Source organism: Stutzerimonas kunmingensis, from assembly GCF_021432085.1.
In the GTDB taxonomy this organism is placed as follows: domain Bacteria; phylum Pseudomonadota; class Gammaproteobacteria; order Pseudomonadales; family Pseudomonadaceae; genus Stutzerimonas.
In genome coordinates, this window is record NZ_CP090366.1 from 1,230,868 (window position 1) to 1,245,710 (window position 14,843).

General features: G+C 63.1%; 14 protein-coding genes. 3 read left to right on the top strand and 11 right to left on the bottom strand.

The window, feature by feature from the left end; translation table 11 throughout:
• The first annotated feature begins 212 nt into the window (after positions 1-212).
• Together LW136_RS05685 and LW136_RS05690 are read left to right on the top strand one after the other, a co-directional pair.
• Positions 213-1,481, top strand: a complete 1,269-nt coding sequence (locus LW136_RS05685) for a sensor domain-containing phosphodiesterase (protein WP_052462814.1) — start codon at positions 213-215, stop codon at positions 1,479-1,481.
• Between the two features lie 138 nt (positions 1,482-1,619).
• On the top strand, positions 1,620-2,072 hold the full coding sequence (locus LW136_RS05690; protein ID WP_014819409.1) for a PA2169 family four-helix-bundle protein: 453 nt from the start codon (positions 1,620-1,622) through the stop codon (positions 2,070-2,072).
• Positions 2,073-2,137: 65 nt separating this feature from the next.
• On the opposite strand, the gene LW136_RS05695 is transcribed toward LW136_RS05690, so the two are convergent.
• The 9 genes from LW136_RS05695 to puuE form a co-directional block, all read right to left on the bottom strand.
• Complete coding sequence (locus LW136_RS05695; protein WP_041013150.1) at positions 2,138-2,761, bottom strand: TetR/AcrR family transcriptional regulator; 624 nt, start codon at positions 2,759-2,761, stop codon at positions 2,138-2,140.
• Between the two features lie 125 nt (positions 2,762-2,886).
• Positions 2,887-3,699 carry an outer membrane protein OmpK gene (locus LW136_RS05700; RefSeq protein WP_041013151.1) on the bottom strand — a complete coding sequence of 271 codons (813 nt, stop codon included), beginning with the start codon at positions 3,697-3,699 and terminating at the stop codon, positions 2,887-2,889.
• Positions 3,700-3,794: 95 nt separating this feature from the next.
• Positions 3,795-5,288, bottom strand: coding sequence for a uracil-xanthine permease family protein (locus LW136_RS05705; RefSeq protein ID WP_041013152.1), 1,494 nt, complete (start codon positions 5,286-5,288; stop codon positions 3,795-3,797).
• A 209-nt stretch (positions 5,289-5,497) separates the two neighbouring features.
• The gene (locus LW136_RS05710) at positions 5,498-7,048 is read right to left on the bottom strand and encodes a cation:proton antiporter family protein (protein WP_125877861.1); all 1,551 of its coding nucleotides are present in this window, start codon (positions 7,046-7,048) and stop codon (positions 5,498-5,500) included.
• 243 nt (positions 7,049-7,291) lie between these two features.
• Entirely contained in the window at positions 7,292-8,524 is a 1,233-nt protein-coding gene (locus tag LW136_RS05715; RefSeq protein WP_234174751.1) for a urate hydroxylase PuuD, read from the bottom strand.
• Positions 8,525-8,637: 113 nt separating this feature from the next.
• Positions 8,638-9,150 (bottom strand): ureidoglycolate lyase, encoded by a 513-nt coding sequence (locus LW136_RS05720; RefSeq protein WP_234174752.1) that lies wholly within the window; start codon positions 9,148-9,150, stop codon positions 8,638-8,640.
• Positions 9,151-9,312: 162 nt separating this feature from the next.
• The gene (gene alc, locus LW136_RS05725) at positions 9,313-10,308 is read right to left on the bottom strand and encodes an allantoicase (protein WP_234174753.1); all 996 of its coding nucleotides are present in this window, start codon (positions 10,306-10,308) and stop codon (positions 9,313-9,315) included.
• A 65-nt stretch (positions 10,309-10,373) separates the two neighbouring features.
• A complete protein-coding gene (gene uraD / locus LW136_RS05730; RefSeq protein ID WP_046620378.1) occupies positions 10,374-10,889 on the bottom strand; it encodes a 2-oxo-4-hydroxy-4-carboxy-5-ureidoimidazoline decarboxylase in 516 nt (171 codons plus the stop codon).
• Positions 10,889-11,818, bottom strand: coding sequence for an allantoinase PuuE (gene puuE / locus LW136_RS05735; RefSeq protein ID WP_234174754.1), 930 nt, complete (start codon positions 11,816-11,818; stop codon positions 10,889-10,891). Before puuE ends, uraD begins: the two co-directional genes overlap by 1 nt.
• 239 nt (positions 11,819-12,057) lie before the next feature.
• Here puuE and uraH point away from each other — a divergent pair, with 239 nt between their 5' ends.
• Positions 12,058-12,450, top strand: a complete 393-nt coding sequence (gene uraH / locus LW136_RS05740; RefSeq protein ID WP_234174755.1) for a hydroxyisourate hydrolase — start codon at positions 12,058-12,060, stop codon at positions 12,448-12,450.
• A gap of 324 nt (positions 12,451-12,774) precedes the next feature.
• On the opposite strand, the gene LW136_RS05745 is transcribed toward uraH, so the two are convergent.
• Both LW136_RS05745 and LW136_RS05750 read right to left on the bottom strand, forming a co-directional pair.
• Positions 12,775-13,401 carry a LysE family translocator gene (locus LW136_RS05745; RefSeq protein WP_041013161.1) on the bottom strand — a complete coding sequence of 209 codons (627 nt, stop codon included), beginning with the start codon at positions 13,399-13,401 and terminating at the stop codon, positions 12,775-12,777.
• Positions 13,402-13,480: 79 nt separating this feature from the next.
• Positions 13,481-14,827 (bottom strand): NCS2 family permease, encoded by a 1,347-nt coding sequence (locus tag LW136_RS05750; protein ID WP_041013316.1) that lies wholly within the window; start codon positions 14,825-14,827, stop codon positions 13,481-13,483.
• Positions 14,828-14,843 lie beyond the last annotated feature (16 nt).

Here is a 14,843-nt window from a genome sequence, read left to right on the forward strand (position 1 = left end):
GCGGTGAGAGGCGGGGTTCGAACGATGCGGCAACGTGCGACGCGGCCGGTTCTACAAGGCCTTGTGCCAATCGTCGCTGAGGCATCGGCAGATCGACGGGCGCGACTAGTATCCGGGCAACTGGTCGGCAAACGACATCGCGGGCTCCAGAGGCTCGCTGTCGACGGTATTCATACGGCAGCAATGGCAGCCAGCAAACGGGGAGGGACTCCATGTCTGATGACATACAGCAGGATCAGGTCGATCAATTCGGGATGGCCGATGATCCGCTCTCCATTCTGCGTCGCCTGGAGAGCGCCAACCTTTCATTGAGCGAGATGCTCGTCGAAACCCTGCATGCCGTGCGCACGCATCTGGGGATGGATGTCGCGTTTATCAGCGAGTTTCGCGGCGGCAGCCGGATTTTTCGCTACCTGGACGGAAATTTCGTACCCCTGCAGCTCGAGGTCGGGGCGTGCGATCCTCTGGACGACAGTTACTGTCAACGCGTGCTCGACGGGCGCTTGCCCGAGCTGATTCAGGACGCGGCGACTCTACCGGAGGCGTTGGCCATGCCGGTGACCAAAGCCTTGCCGGTCGGCGCGCACCTCAGCGTTCCGCTGCGCTTCAGCGATGGCCGGCTCTACGGCACCTTTTGTTGCTTCAGCACCACGCCGGACAACAGCCTCAACGAGCGAGATCTGAATACGCTGCGGCTGTTCGCCGACTTCGCCGGCAGATTGCTGGAACGCCATGCGCTCAATGAGATCCGCTATGCCGAGACGCTCACGCGCATTCGCTCGGTGCTCGAGCAACGCGCGTATTCGGTGGTGTACCAACCCATTGTGCATCTGGTGGAAAACCGCATCGTTGGCCACGAGGCGCTGGCTCGATTCAGCGCGCAGCCGCAGCGAACCCCGGACAAGTGGTTCGCCGAGGCCGGGCTGGTCGGCTTGCAGCAGGAGCTGGAGGTCGCCCTGATCGAGGCGGCCCTGCACGACTTCGATCAGCTGCCGGCAGACAGCTACCTGTCGCTCAATGTTTCGCCGGAAACCATCCTCGTCGGCGCGCTTGACACGGTGCTCGCCGATCAACCGCTGGCGCGGCTGATGCTCGAGGTGACCGAACACGCATCGGTACAGGACTACTCGCAGCTGGCCGAGGCACTCGAACCACTGCGCAGCAAGGGGCTACGGCTGGCGGTTGACGATGCCGGCGCCGGTTACGCGAGTTTCCGCCATATCCTCAAACTCAAGCCGGATGTGATCAAGCTCGACAGCAGCCTGATCCGCAATGTCGACAGCGACACCGGCTGCCGCGCGCTGGCCGCCGCGTTGATCCGCTTCGCCGAGGAAACCGGCTGCAAGGTCGTCGCCGAAGGGGTTGAGACCCAGGAGGAACTGGCCATGTTGCGGCGGCTTGAAGTGAACAAGGCGCAGGGCTACCTGATCGGTCGCCCGATGCCATTGCATCACGGGCTCGCCATGAGCCGACAGGCATAGCCGGCGTTGCCGGGGGATGAGCCAGGAGGGTGCCTTCGGGCGGTTTCGATGAACCTTTGTGGTGCGTGGGCAGTCGACTTTATAACGCGGGCGGCAGCGATGTGGCCCTTTCCGAGTCGACTTGTCAGGAGGTACAAGATGGATACGAAAGACACGATTTCAGTGCTCAACGACCTGATTGAAACCAGCAAGGATGGCGAAAAGGGCTTCCTCGAATGCGCCGAAGACCTGCGCGATCCGCAGCTCAAGAGCACCATGAATCAGCGTTCGCGCGACTGCGCTACTGCCGCCGCCGAGCTGCAGCAACTGGTGCGCTCCATGGGCGGCGATCCGGAGACCAGCACCAGTGTGGCTGCCGACATGCACCGTCGCTGGGTCGACCTCAAGTCGATGATCACCGGCAAGGACGACGAGGCCATTCTCAACGAGTGTGAGCGTGGTGAGGATGTCGCGGTTAAGAGCTACCGCAAGGCGCTGGAAAAAGACCTGCCAGCCGAAGTGCGGATCGTGGTCGAACGTCAGTACCAGGGCGTACAACGCAACCATGATCAGGTGAAGGCTTTACGCGACGCGGCTCGCGCCCGGAGCTGATGCTTCGCGAGCCGGTCAGGGTTTGAAGAACGCCAGCGCATGCTGGCGTTTTTCGTTTCCGCCGGTCAGTCAACCTGAGCCGGCTCGGCGATTTCGCAACCCTTGAGTACCAGGCGAATGATGGTGTCGGCCGCCGCATCGTAGTCGGCGTCGTCTAGGCGGTTCTTGCCGGTGACGGTGCTGATCTGCCAGTCGAAATCGGCGTAGGTCTGGGTCGCCGCCCAGATGCTGAACAGCAGGTGATTGGCATCGACCTTCGCCATCAGGCCGTCGTCGATCCAGCGCTGGATGCAGGCGATGTTGTGTGCCGCCTGGGCGTTGAGTTGTGCAGTGCGTTCCGGTGACAGGTGCGGAGCGCCGTGCATGATCTCGTTGGCGAACACCTTCGAGGCGCAGGCGTGGTCGCGGGAAATCCTGATCTTGGTGCGGATATAGGCGCGCAGGACCTCGGCCGGGTGGCCTGGCTGGTTGAACGGTGCCGAGGCTTCGAGCAAGGGTTCGACGATGCTCTCCAGCACCTCGCGGTAGAGGTTTTCCTTGGACTTGAAGTAGTAGTAGACGTTGGGCTTGGGCAGCCCGGCGCGGGCGGCGATGTCACTGGTCTTGGTCGCGGCGAAGCCCTTTTCGGCGAATTCTTCGCTGGCGGCGTTGAGGATCAGCTCTTTGTTGCGCTCACGGATACTGGACATGGGGGCCTTTCGCTGGCTGCCGGCGATACGAACAAGCGCCCGCATGCTAGCACCCTGTCCGCGAGCCCCTCAACCGAAGCGCCGGAGGAGAGGCGAAGGGGCCCGGAGCCCCTTCGCGACAGCACTCAGAAGTGCGCTTTGACGATAGCGCTGAAGGTGTTCTGGTCGGTTTTGCCAACGAAGTTTTCGCTGACGAAGCCGCCATTCTCGATGCCGTACTTGTCCGACCAGTAGTCGTACTCGATACCGACGTAGAGCTGCTTCTCGCCCCAGTTCATCGCCTTGCCTAGGTCGTACTTGATCTGCGGGTTGATGTGCAGGTTGGCGTGATATTCCTCACCGCGGGAGTTGCTGTCGTTGTCGACCACCCAGTCGATGAAGCCGTCGATGAGGATGTCGGAGTTGCCCACCGGCAGGGTGTAGCCCCACACCGGGGTGACCTGCCAGGTGCCGTCGCCTACGCGGTCACCGTCAGTGTCGCGGTGGTAGACGTTCACCGAGACATAGTCGAAGCCGGGCACGTCCAGATCGAAGCCCGGGCCGATCATGTAGGTTTCCACATCGCCTTCGCCGAACTCGTAGGTCATTGCGACCAGCACATCCTTGATCGGGCCGAAGCTCAGGTCGCGCTGGAAGATCTTGCCGAACGACAGGCGCGGTGAGAATTCGCCGTAGAAGGTGCTGTCGTCGTTGCCGTTGTCGTTACCCTTGCCGTTGAAGTGGATCGAGTCGAGAAACAGGAACGTGTCGCCATACTTCCAGCCGTTGACGTGCTCGAAGGTGACAGTCTGCTGGATCGGCGCATCGATCTTGTAATCCTTGCCGTACAGGTAGGTCAGGCTGTTGCTGTGCCAGTGGAGCAGGCCTTCGGCCATCGCCGGGGCGGTCAGCAGGCTGCCGGCGAGCGCGACGGCGAGGGGAGCGGTCTTCAGTTGCATGTGGATTTCCTTGAAGTGGGTGACGGCTTTTTTTGGGCGCCATTGTCTTTCAAGACTGGCGTGGCGAGAAGCGCACGATGGCGTGATTCTGACCATCAGACGGATCGCCCCGCACAGGGAGTCGTGGCGTTATCCCTGCGCGCCGAATAGTCAGGAATATTCACCGACAGCGTATTGGTGCCGACGGCATCCTCGACCAGTTCCTCGGGGTCGAATACATCGACTTCGCTCGGTTCGCGCGGCAGGAACAGGTTGAGCAGGATGGCGCTGAAGGCGCCGATGGTGATCGGCGAGCCGAAGATGTTCTTCAACACCTCGGGCATCGCGCTCAGCACTTCCGGCACGCCGGCGACACCTAGGCCAAGACCCAGGGAAATCGACACGATGAGCATGTTGCGGCGATGCAGGCCGGCTTCGGCGAGGATCTTGATACCGGCGATGGCCACCGTGCCGAACATGATCAGCGTGGCGCCGCCGAGCACCGGCTTGGGCATCAGCTGCAGCACACCGCCGACGAAGGGGAACAGACCCAGCAGTACGAGGACCGCGGCGATGTAGTAGCCGACGTAGCGGCTGGCGACGCCGGTGAGCTGGATGACGCCGTTGTTCTGGCTGAAGGTGGTCATCGGCAGGCTGTTGAACACCGCGGCGACCGCCGAGCTGCAGCCATCGGCGAGGATTCCCGACTTGATCCGCCGCAGATACACCGGCCCGCGCACCGGCTGACGCGAGATCATCGAGTTGGCGGTGAGGTCGCCGGCGGTTTCCAGCGGTGTGATGAGGAAGATCACCGCGATCGGGATGAAGGCCATCCAGTCGAATGCGAAACCGAAGCGGAACGGTTGCGGCACGCTGAGCAGCGGCAGTTCGCCCAGCTCGGCGAAGTCCACCTTGCCCATGGACCAGGCCACCAGATAGCCCGCGGTCAGCGCGATGATCACCGCCGACAGCCGCAGGATCGCCCAGGGAAAGCGGTTGAGCACCACGATGATGCCGATCACCAGGCCGGCCAGCGCCAGGTTGGGCAGGGCGCCGAGGTCATCGGCGCCGTAGCCGCCGGCGATATCGGTCATCGCCACCTTGATCAGCGAAAGGCCCATCAGGCAGATGATGGTGCCGGTGACCACCGGCGTAATCACCCGGCGCAGCTTGTTGATGCACTGGCTGAAGGCGATCTCGACGAACGCGGCGCAGAAACTCACGCCGAACAGCGTCGCGAGGATCTCCTCCGGCGTGCCGCCACGCGCCTTGACGATGAAGCCGGCGCTGAGGATGGCGCTGAGAAAGCCGAAGCTGGTGCCCTGCAGGCATAGCAGTCCGGAGCCGATGGGGCCGAAGCGCCGGGCCTGGACGAAGGTACCGAGACCGGAGACGAACAGCGCCATGCTGACGAGGTAGGGAACGTATTGATCGAGGCCAAGCGCGCTGCCGACGATCAGGGTGGGGGTGATGATACCGACGAAGCTGGCCAGCACGTGCTGCAAGGCGGCGAAGGTCGCGGGTAGCGGGCCGGGGCGATCATCGAGCTGATAGATGAGGTCCTGATTCGCTTGCGGAGCGGTGCCGCTCCTGTTTTCGGTTGCGGTCATTGTTAAGCCTGCCATTTGTTGTTTTACGGTCATGGGCTTGCGAGGCTTCACGGCACCTCTATCGCTGTCCGTCGAAAGCTGTTCGATCGGTCAGGACGCCTGGACTATAGCAACCTGTAGACAGGCTGATAAACAATAAATCAGAAAATTGTGCACAATTGGATCGACGGCAGTTGGTCCAGATCGCGCGAGCGGCTCTGGACCGGGCCTCAGCGCGGTGCCTGCAATTCCCGCGAGACATTTTCCGCAAGGCCCGCGCCGGCCTCGCTCATGGTCAGGTAGGTGCGGTCGGCGCCGGCTTCCTGGATGCGCTGGGCGATATCCTCGTACATCGCGTGGGACACGATCAGCCCGCCAAATCCGCTTTCGCGCAGCTTGCGGGTGGAGATGATCTTGGCCTCGGGATCGTTCATCGCCAGGATCACCGCTTCGACCTCGTTCATCTCCAGGCTCTGCCAGAACATCTGGTCCTCGGCGTCGGCAAAGAGGATATGTCGGCCCTCGGCGGTGTTCTTTTCCACCATGACCGGGTCGGAATCGAGGCTGACCAGGGCGAAACCCTTCTCCGCCAGGTAGTCGTAGGCGGCGCGCCCGGTACGGCCCATGCCCATGATCAGAATGCGCGCATCGCCCAGGGACACCGGTTGTTCGTCGGGGTGGCGAATGTTGCGCTCGTAGCGGAGCAGACGCGGCGCCAGGCGTTCGTACAGCGGGTGGGCGAAACGGTTGATCTGCGCCGAAACGATGAACGAAAACGCCACGGTGATCGCCAGCGGCATCAGCCACTGCGGCAGCACCACGCTGACGACGATCAGGCCGAATTCGCTGTAGTTGGTCAGGCTGGCGGCGCTGAGAAAGGCGCTGCGGGCGCGCAGGCGGAAGGCGACGAACAGGCCGAAGAACAGCACCGCCTTGAGCGGCAGCAGCAGCGACATGGCGAAGGCGAACCAGAGGGCGTTGGCATCCGGCAGCCCACCGATGCCGATCTTCAGGAAGAAGCCGACCAGGAACACTTCCTTGATTGCCCACAGCGAATTCGACAGCTCGCTGGCGCGCTTGTGTTTGGCGAGCATCGCGCCAAAGGCCAGCGCTCCCAGTTCGGAACTCAGGCCGACGTATTCGAAGCCGAGACCGCCGGCCACCAGCGCCAGCATCAGGCCCAACAGCACCATCAGTTCTTCGTGGCCACTGTGGTCGAGCAGGCGGAACAGCACGGGGCGCAGCAGCGGCAGCAGGAACACCAGCAATGCCCAGGCGGAGGGGACCTTGCCCGCGGCGAGGCTCATGACCACCAGAGCGATGAGGTCCTGGATGATCAGCACGCCGATGGCGACGCGGCCGTGAAAGGCGCGCAGCTCGCGCTTGCTTTCCAGCACCTTGGCCGCCAGCACGGTGCTGGAGAACGACAGCGCGATGGCCAGCAGCATGGCCTCGCGCCAGCTGTTATCGAGGATCAGCATGATCGCCGGCATCACCAGCACGCTGGAGATGAAGAAGTGCAGCAGGCTGCCGCCGATGACTTCGCGGCGAACCAGATTGCCGAGCTTGAGCTTGAGCCCCACGGTGAACAGCAGCAGGAGCACGCCCAGATGCGACAGGTGATCGAGAATGATGCTGTCGTCACGGGTCACGCCCACGTAGTCGCCCGCCGCGGCCAGCGCGAAGCCGGCACCGAGGTAACCGATCAGCGGCGGCAGGCCGATGAAGCGGGCAAGCAGCCCGAGGGCGAAAGCGAAGGCAATCCAGCTGGCTTCAATCACGGGGCGGCGTCCGGCGTCGAGGGAGGGCGCGGCATTTTAACGGGGCGTCGGCGATTGGGTAGCGTTGGCAGCGATATTCCTTGCGGGAATCTGCTCGTTCGTCGTCGTGGAAGCGGAGTTGCCGTACCGCAGCGCTAGCTGGCCAATGCCGCCTGGGGCGCGGAGGAGGGGATGGCGGTCAGTGCGCCAATGGGCACGGTGCGGAAGGGGAAACGCCGCGCGGATGGCGCGCGGCGTCTTTGCTCAGTCGATGGACGCGCCCTTGGCGATCCAGTCACCCAGCAGGTCACGCTCGTCCTGGGTCATCTGGGTAATGTTGCCCAGCGGCATGATCTGGCTAGCCACGGTCTGCGCATGGATCTTCGCCGCCTGCTCGCGTATCTGCTCGGCGGTATCGAACATCACGCCCGCAGGGGCCGCGCTGAACAGCGGGCTGCTCGGCTGCGCTGAGTGGCAGACGGTGCAACGCTCGTGAATCACCTCGCTGACCTGGTCGAACTGGCTGGCACTGGCGCCGCTCTGCTGTGCACTCGTGCTGGCCTGCTCCGGCGAGGTCGCCGCCAGGTTTGGTGCTGTCGGCTGACGATTCGGCGCGGTGACGTAGGCCAGGCAGATCATGCCCAGTGCCGCGGCCGGTAGCGCCCAGGCAAAGCGATTACTGTTGTGGCGGGTGTTGAAGTAGTGGCGCGCCAGCACCGAAAGCGCGCCGAGCGCGGCGAGGATCAGCCAGTTGTATTCGCTGCCGTAGGTGCTCGGGAAGTGGTTGCTGATCATGATGAACAGCACCGGCAGGGTGAAATAGTTGTTGTGCCGCGAACGCAGCAGGCCCTTGGCCGGCAGCACCGGATCGGGCGTGCGGTTCTGTTCGATGGCGGCGACCAGCGCACGCTGGGCCGGCATGATGATGCGGAACACGTTGCCGACCATGATGGTGCCGATCAGCGCGCCGGTATGGATGTAGGCTGCGCGGCCGCTGAATACCTGCGAATAGCCCCAGCACGCAGCGATCACCAGCACGAACAGCACCAGGCCGAGCAGGGCGGGGGTCTTGCCCAGCGGCGAGTCGCAGAGCAGGTCGTAGACGAACCAGCCGACGATCAGCGAGCCGAAGCCGATAGCGATGGCCGCCGCAGGGGACAGTTCGCTGCCCGGTGCGATCAGGTACAGGCTGGGGTTGAGGTAGTACACCACCATCAGCAGCGCCACGCCCGACAGCCAGGTGGTGTAGGCCTCCCACTTGAACCAGTGCAGGTTTTCCGGCATCTGCGGCGGCGCCAGCTTGTATTTCTCCAGGTGGTAGATACCGCCACCGTGGATGGCCCAGAGATCGCCCGACAGGCCCTCACGCGGGTTGGCGCGGTTGAGGTTGTTCTCCAGCCAGACGAAATAGAAGGAAGCACCGATCCAGGCGACGCCAACGATCATGTGAATCCAGCGGATACTCAGGTTCAACCATTCGGTCAGATGGGCGTCCATTTGTCATGCACCTCTTGCGGCCTGCAGGCGGCCGTATTTCTTCTTATTGGAATCGGCTTGAGCGCGGCGCGAACGCAGGCAAGGCAACGCCGAATGACCCAGCGCAGTAGCGGTCATGTCGATTCCGGTTGGGGGTCGAGGAGGAGTTGCTGATCCTCCGTGAAGAAGTACTCGTCGCAGTTGTTGCCAGAACCGCTGCGATCGACCACCAGGAATTCATCCCGCTTTTCGATCGTCAGCACCGGGTGGTGCCAGACGCCGCGGTGGTAATTGACGCCCTGCCTGCCGTTGCTGCGGAAGGCGCGGACGTGGTCCGGTACAGGCGCATCGCCAAGTGGCGCGACCACGACCAGAAAGGGGTTGCCGAGCAGCGGGATGAAGGCCTGGCTGCCCAGCGGATGACGTTCGAGCATGCGGATGACCAGCGGCATCTCCAGCGCCTCGGCGGCGAAGATGCTGATGATCGCCTGGTCATCGGGCGCGGCGGTCTTGACCGTGGCCAGCTTGTGATAGCGGCGGGTCGAGCCGTTGTTGATCATGAAGTAGTCGCTGCCTTCGGTCTCGATGACGTCGCCGAAGGGGGCGAAGGCTTCCTTGGTCAGTGGCTCGATGGTCAGGGTGCGCATGGTGTGCTCGTTCTTTGTTGAAGGATCGTTATTCGCGTGGGGCTGCTCCCCCTCACCCTAACCCTCTCCCCGGAGGGGAGAGGGAACTGGCGCGGGGAAACGGCGGACCTCGTTCCTCCCTCTCCCCTTGGGGAGAGGCCGGGGTGAGGGGAAAGGCGCTTCCTACTTCGCCACCTTGCCAAACAACCGCAGCCGGCTTACACCGCCATCCGGGAAGATGTTCAGGCGCACGTGGGTGATCGGGCCGAGCTTGGCGATCTGCTCGCTGAACTCGTGTTCGGCGTGCATCGACAGCTTCTGGCTCGGCAGCAGCTCGCGCCAGAACAGGCTCTGGGTCTCGATCTGGCTGTCGGTGCCGCCTTTGACGTAAGCCGCCTGGATCGAGCAGCTGTCCGGGTAGTTGCCCTTGAAGTGCAGGGTATCGACGACTATGTGCTCGATTTCGCCTGGATGGCCGAGGGCGACGATGACCCAGTCGTTGCCGGGCGTGCGGCGGCGGGCGGTTTCCCAGCCGTCGCCCATGTTCTCGCCACGGTTCGGGTTGAGGATGTTGCTCATGCGGCCGAAATGCTCGTCCGAGCAGGCCAGCGCGCGACCGCCATTCAGCGCCGCCGCCAGGTCGATCTGTTCGTTGTCGCCGACGCTGCTCCAGTCGCGGAACGGAATGCCGTGCACGCGCAGACGCGCGACGCCGCCGTCCGGGTAGATGTTGAAGCGCAGGTGGCTGACCGGCTTGTCGACGGCGATCTCGTGGTAGTGGTGGCTGTTGCCCTGGAGCTCGACAGCCGGGAGGATTTCCGTCCAGACGGTGTCGTCGCTCGGGTCGCCGTCAGCGACGAAGCAGGCTTCCAGCGAGGCGGACGGCGGGTAGTTGCCGGTGAAGTGGCTGGTGTCGATATCCACGCCCTTGATCTGACCCGGCACGCCCAGGCGGATCACCGCATGGTCGTAACCTTCGAAGCGCTTGCGGCGCGACTCCCAGCCGTCCATCCACTTGCCGTTGTCATCGAAAACGCCCTCCTTCCATACGGCCGGTGTTGGCTGGAACAACCGGTTGACGTCGGCGAACCAATCGTCGGTGACGGAGATGGCGCGGGTGCCCAGGCGGGCATCGGCCAGGTTGACGTATTTTTCGAAGGGTACGGCGTAAGCTTTCATGGACTCGTCTGCCTTGGATGAGAAGCGGTTTCTGTCATTACTGCCTTTGTTGCGGTTGGTGCTCGTTACATCGCCTGCAGGCGGAACAGGGCGATCTTGTTGATTTCCGCCAGCGCCCGGGCGAATTCCTGCTCGGGTTCGTTGTGGATGCGTTCTTCGAATGCGGCGAGGATCTGGTGCCGGTTGCTGCCCTTGACCGCCATGATGAAGGGGAAGCCGAACTTGGCCTTGTAGGCCTCGTTGAGTTCGGTGAAGCGGGCGAACTCCTCCTGCGTGCATTCGTGGATGCCGGCGCCGGCCTGCTCCGAGGTGCTGGAGGCGGTCAGCTCGCCACGCACGGCGGCCTTGCCGGCCAGGTCGGGGTGAGCATTGATCAGTGCCAGCTGAGTGTCATGGTCGGCGGCGAGCATCGCCTGGGACAGGCGGGTGTGCAGCACCTCGATGTCGTCCAGCGTCTCGTCGACGCCCGCCTGGTAGACGGTTTCGGCAACCCAGGGCGAGTGCTCGTAGACGTCGGCAAAGGCGGCGACGAAGGCGTCGCGATCCAGCGTCGAGGGTTTGATCGTCTTGAACGGGGTCATCAATTGCGCTCCGCGATAAAAGGGTGGGTGGCGTGCCAGTGGCGGGCGATGTCGACACGACGGGCGCACCAGACCTTCTCATGACCCTTCACGTACTCAATGAAGCGTGCCAGCGACGCCAGACGCGCCGGGCGCCCGAGCAGCCGGCAGTGCATGCCGATGGACAACATCTTCGGCGCGCCTTCGCAGCCTTCGGCGTAGAGCACGTCGAACGCATCCTTCAGGTAGGTGAAGAAGTCATCGCCGCTGTTGAAGCCCTGTACCTGAGTGAAGCGCATGTCGTTGGTGTCCAGCGTGTAGGGGATCACCAGATGCGGCTTGTCCGGCGTCGACTCGGAGTCCCAGTAGGGCAGATCGTCATCGTAGGTGTCGGAGTCGTAGAGAAAGCCGCCTTCCTCGCGTACCAGGCGCCGGGTGTTCGGGCCGGTGCGGCCGGTGTACCAGCCGAGCGGCCGTTCGCCGGTGATCTCGCCGAGGATGCGGATCGCTTCCTGCATGTGCTCGCGCTCCTGCGCCTCATCCATGTACTGGTAGTCGATCCAGCGGTAGCCGTGGCTGCAGATCTCGTGTCCGGCGCCGGCCATCGCCTTGATCAGTTCGGGGTGACGCTGGGCGGCCATGGCGACGGCGAAGATGGTCAGCGGGATGTCGTGCTTGTCGAACAGCTTGAGCAGTCGCCATACACCGGCGCGACTGCCGTATTCGTAGAGCGACTCCATGCTCATGTGGCGCACGCCTTGCAGCGGCTGTGCGGCGACCATCTCGGAGAGAAAGGCCTCGGATTCCTTATCGCCGTGCAGCACGCAGCGTTCGCCACCTTCCTCGTAATTCAGCACGAAGGACAACGCGATACGCGCATCGCCCGGCCAGCGCGGGTGCGGTGGGTTGCTGGCGTAACCGATCAGGTCGCGTGGGTAGTCGGCGCTCACTGGGGTGCTTCCTGTATGGCAGGTCGTCATGGCACGACCGGATGGATGGATTGTATACAAATTGAATGAGGCTTTGTAAATAGCCATTTTCATCCTTTCGCTATAGCTGGTATCTGCCGTGTCACGATCAGCCATGCTCAGAGTCATCTGCAACTTGCAGGTAACGGGCCAAACGATGCTTGAAGAACTGTATACAAAAATATTTACAGATTGTCTTGAGCGATGTGGAGCGGATGGTTATGCTCGGGCAGTTTTCATTCAACAGAGCGGAGGTGCCCGTGGGCCGATTGACCACACACGTACTTGATGCCGCCCACGGTTGCCCGGGCAGCGGAATCAAGGTGGAGCTGTATCGCGTCGAGGATCAGGGGCTGACTCTGGTCGCAACCCGTGAGACCAATGCCGACGGGCGCTGCGACAGGCCGTTGCTGGAAGGTGCGGATTACCTGTCCGGTGTCTATCAGCTGCAGTTCAGTGCCGGCGACTACTACCGCCGCCGTGGTGTGGTCCTGGCGGATCCTGCGTTTCTCGATGTGGTGGTGCTGCGCTTCGGGATCGATTCGGCGCAGGAGCATTACCACGTGCCGTTGTTGGTATCGCCGTATAGCTATTCGACGTATCGGGGTAGCTAGTCGCTTTTCCGTTCAGTGCTGACTCTTGTGGAGTCCCTTTGCCCGCCGTAATGGCGGGTTTTTTATGGGTTGAGTTTGGTCAACGTGGGACGCTCGGCGCTGGTTTTTAGCCTTAGTGACCTAGGCACCTGTGGCGTGAGATTCGCGCGATGGCGCCGCGCTTTCCTCACTTCTAAGTGACGAAAGAAAACGCGCATTGCTTGCTCCTAGTTGCACGGCCTGGCGGGCAACGTTCATCTTCCGCGACTGGAAAAAGTGAATTGCCCAGCAGGGCGGAACCAATGCCTCAGCCAGGAGCCTGGCTAAGGGGCAAGCTGCAGAGCGCTATCGGCTCATCAAAGACGCTGCCCCCGCGCCCCCAAACAGCGCCGCACTTGTCCGGTTGAACCACACATGCCCCTTCCCGGTGCGCAGGTAACGTGCCGCCCCCTGCGCGCCCAACCCGTAGGCCAGCTTGCAGAGTAGATCGAGCACGGCCCAGGTAAGGATCATCACCAACAGCTGCGGCAGCAACGGCTGCCCCGCGCTGAGAAACTGCGGCAGAAAGGCGGCGAAGAAGAGAATGTCCTTTGGATTGCTGCCACCAAGGATGAACGCCCGGCCGAACAATCGACTGAAACGTGGGGCGAGGGCGGGGCTTTCGATCTCGTGGGCGGTGGGTGTGCGACGGGCTTCCTTCCAGCTCTGCCAAGCGAGGTAGAACAGGTACAGCGCACCGACCAGCTTGAGCGTGCTGAACAGCCGCTCCGAGGCCATCAGTAGCGCGCCAAGCCCCAGCGCCGAGGCGCTGAGCAGGGCGATGGAAGCTGTCACGCCGCCCAGGAAGGCCGGCCAGGAGCGGCGCACTCCGTAGTTCAGGCTGTTGCTGATCATCAGTAACGACAGCGGCCCGGGGATCAGGATCACCACCAGCGCCGCACCGGCGAACAACAGCCACATCTCCAGGGTCATGACGGCCTCCTATAGCCAATGCAAAAGCCCCACTGCGAAGCAGTGGGGCCGTAGGTGAGCCGGGCGCGGCCGGCCCGGTTCAGAGAAACGCGAACTTGGCGATGAAGATCACGCACAACACATACAGACTGATCGAGACCTTGCCGCGCTGGCCAGTCAACAGCTTGAGCGTCGCGTAGGTCAAGAAGCCCAGGGCGATACCGTTGGCGATGGAAAAGGTCAGCGGCATCATCACCACGGTGACGATGGCCGGGATGGTGTCGGTGTGGTCCTTCCAGTCGATATTCGCCAGGCCGCTCATCATCAGCATCGCCACGTAGATCAGCGCGCCGGCGGTGGCATAGGCGGGAATCATGCCGGCCAGCGGGGCGAAGAACATGGCAATCAGGAACAGCACGCCGACGGTCACTGCGGTCAGCCCGGTGCGGCCGCCGGCGGCGACGCCCGCGGCGCTTTCCACGTAGCTGGTCACTGGCGGGCAACCGACGAAGGCGCCGACCACGCTGGAGCTGCTGTCGGCCTTCAGCGCGCGGGAGAGATTCTCGATCTTGCCGTCCTCATTGACCAGGTTGGCACGGTGGGCGACGCCCATCAGGGTGCCGGCGGTGTCGAACATGTTCACGAAGAGGAAGGCCAGGATCACGCTGACCATCGCCACGTTGAGCGCGCCGGCGATATCCATGGCCAGCCAGGTCGGTGCCAGGCTCGGCGGCATCGACACCAGGCCGTTGTACTCGACCAGACCAAGCGCCCAGCCGATACCGGTGACCACCAGCATGCTCAATAGGATCGCACCGAACACGTTGCGGTGACTGAGGACCGCGATCATCAGGAAGCACATCGCGGCCAGCAGCGCCGACGGCTCGGCGAACGAGCCCATGGTCAGCAATGTCGCCGGGCTATCGACGACGATGCCGGCGGTCTTCAGGCCGATCAGGCCGAGGAACAGGCCGACGCCGGCGCCCATGGCGAAGCGCAGGCTCATGGGGATGCTGTTGAGCAGCCATTCGCGAATGCGCGACAGGCTCATGATCATGAACAGCACGCCGGAGATGAACACCGCGCCGAGGGCGATCTCCCAGCTGTAGCCCATCTCGCCGACCACCGTGTAGGTGAAGAAGGCGTTGAGGCCCATGCCTGGCGCCAGGCCCACCGGCCAGTTGGCGTACAGCCCCATCAACAGGCAGCCGAGCGCCGCGCCAATGCAGGTGGCAACGAAGGCAGCGCCGTGGTCGATGCCGGCGTCGGCCATGATGTTCGGGTTGACGAAGATGATGTAGGCCATGGTGACGAAGGTCGTCAGGCCGGCGAGCAGTTCGGTGCGGATACTGGTGCGGTGTTCGCTGAGCTTGAACAGGCGGTCCAGCCAAACGGGGGCGGTGCGCTGCAAGGGTGCTGCCTGGGGCTTGCGCTTGATGCTTTCCACTGGGCGTTCCTCATCG

Coding starts and splice junctions, on each gene's coding strand:
- LW136_RS05685 (WP_052462814.1), top strand. CDS start 213: ATGTCTGATGACATACAGCAGGATCAGGTCGATCAATTCGGGATGGCC.
- LW136_RS05690 (WP_014819409.1), top strand. CDS start 1,620: ATGGATACGAAAGACACGATTTCAGTGCTCAACGACCTGATTGAAACC.
- LW136_RS05695 (WP_041013150.1), bottom strand. CDS start 2,761: ATGTCCAGTATCCGTGAGCGCAACAAAGAGCTGATCCTCAACGCCGCC.
- LW136_RS05700 (WP_041013151.1), bottom strand. CDS start 3,699: ATGCAACTGAAGACCGCTCCCCTCGCCGTCGCGCTCGCCGGCAGCCTG.
- LW136_RS05705 (WP_041013152.1), bottom strand. CDS start 5,288: ATGACCGCAACCGAAAACAGGAGCGGCACCGCTCCGCAAGCGAATCAG.
- LW136_RS05715 (WP_234174751.1), bottom strand. CDS start 8,524: ATGGACGCCCATCTGACCGAATGGTTGAACCTGAGTATCCGCTGGATT.
- LW136_RS05720 (WP_234174752.1), bottom strand. CDS start 9,150: ATGCGCACCCTGACCATCGAGCCACTGACCAAGGAAGCCTTCGCCCCC.
- alc (WP_234174753.1), bottom strand. CDS start 10,308: ATGAAAGCTTACGCCGTACCCTTCGAAAAATACGTCAACCTGGCCGAT.
- uraD (WP_046620378.1), bottom strand. CDS start 10,889: ATGACCCCGTTCAAGACGATCAAACCCTCGACGCTGGATCGCGACGCC.
- uraH (WP_234174755.1), top strand. CDS start 12,058: ATGCTCGGGCAGTTTTCATTCAACAGAGCGGAGGTGCCCGTGGGCCGA.
- LW136_RS05745 (WP_041013161.1), bottom strand. CDS start 13,401: ATGACCCTGGAGATGTGGCTGTTGTTCGCCGGTGCGGCGCTGGTGGTG.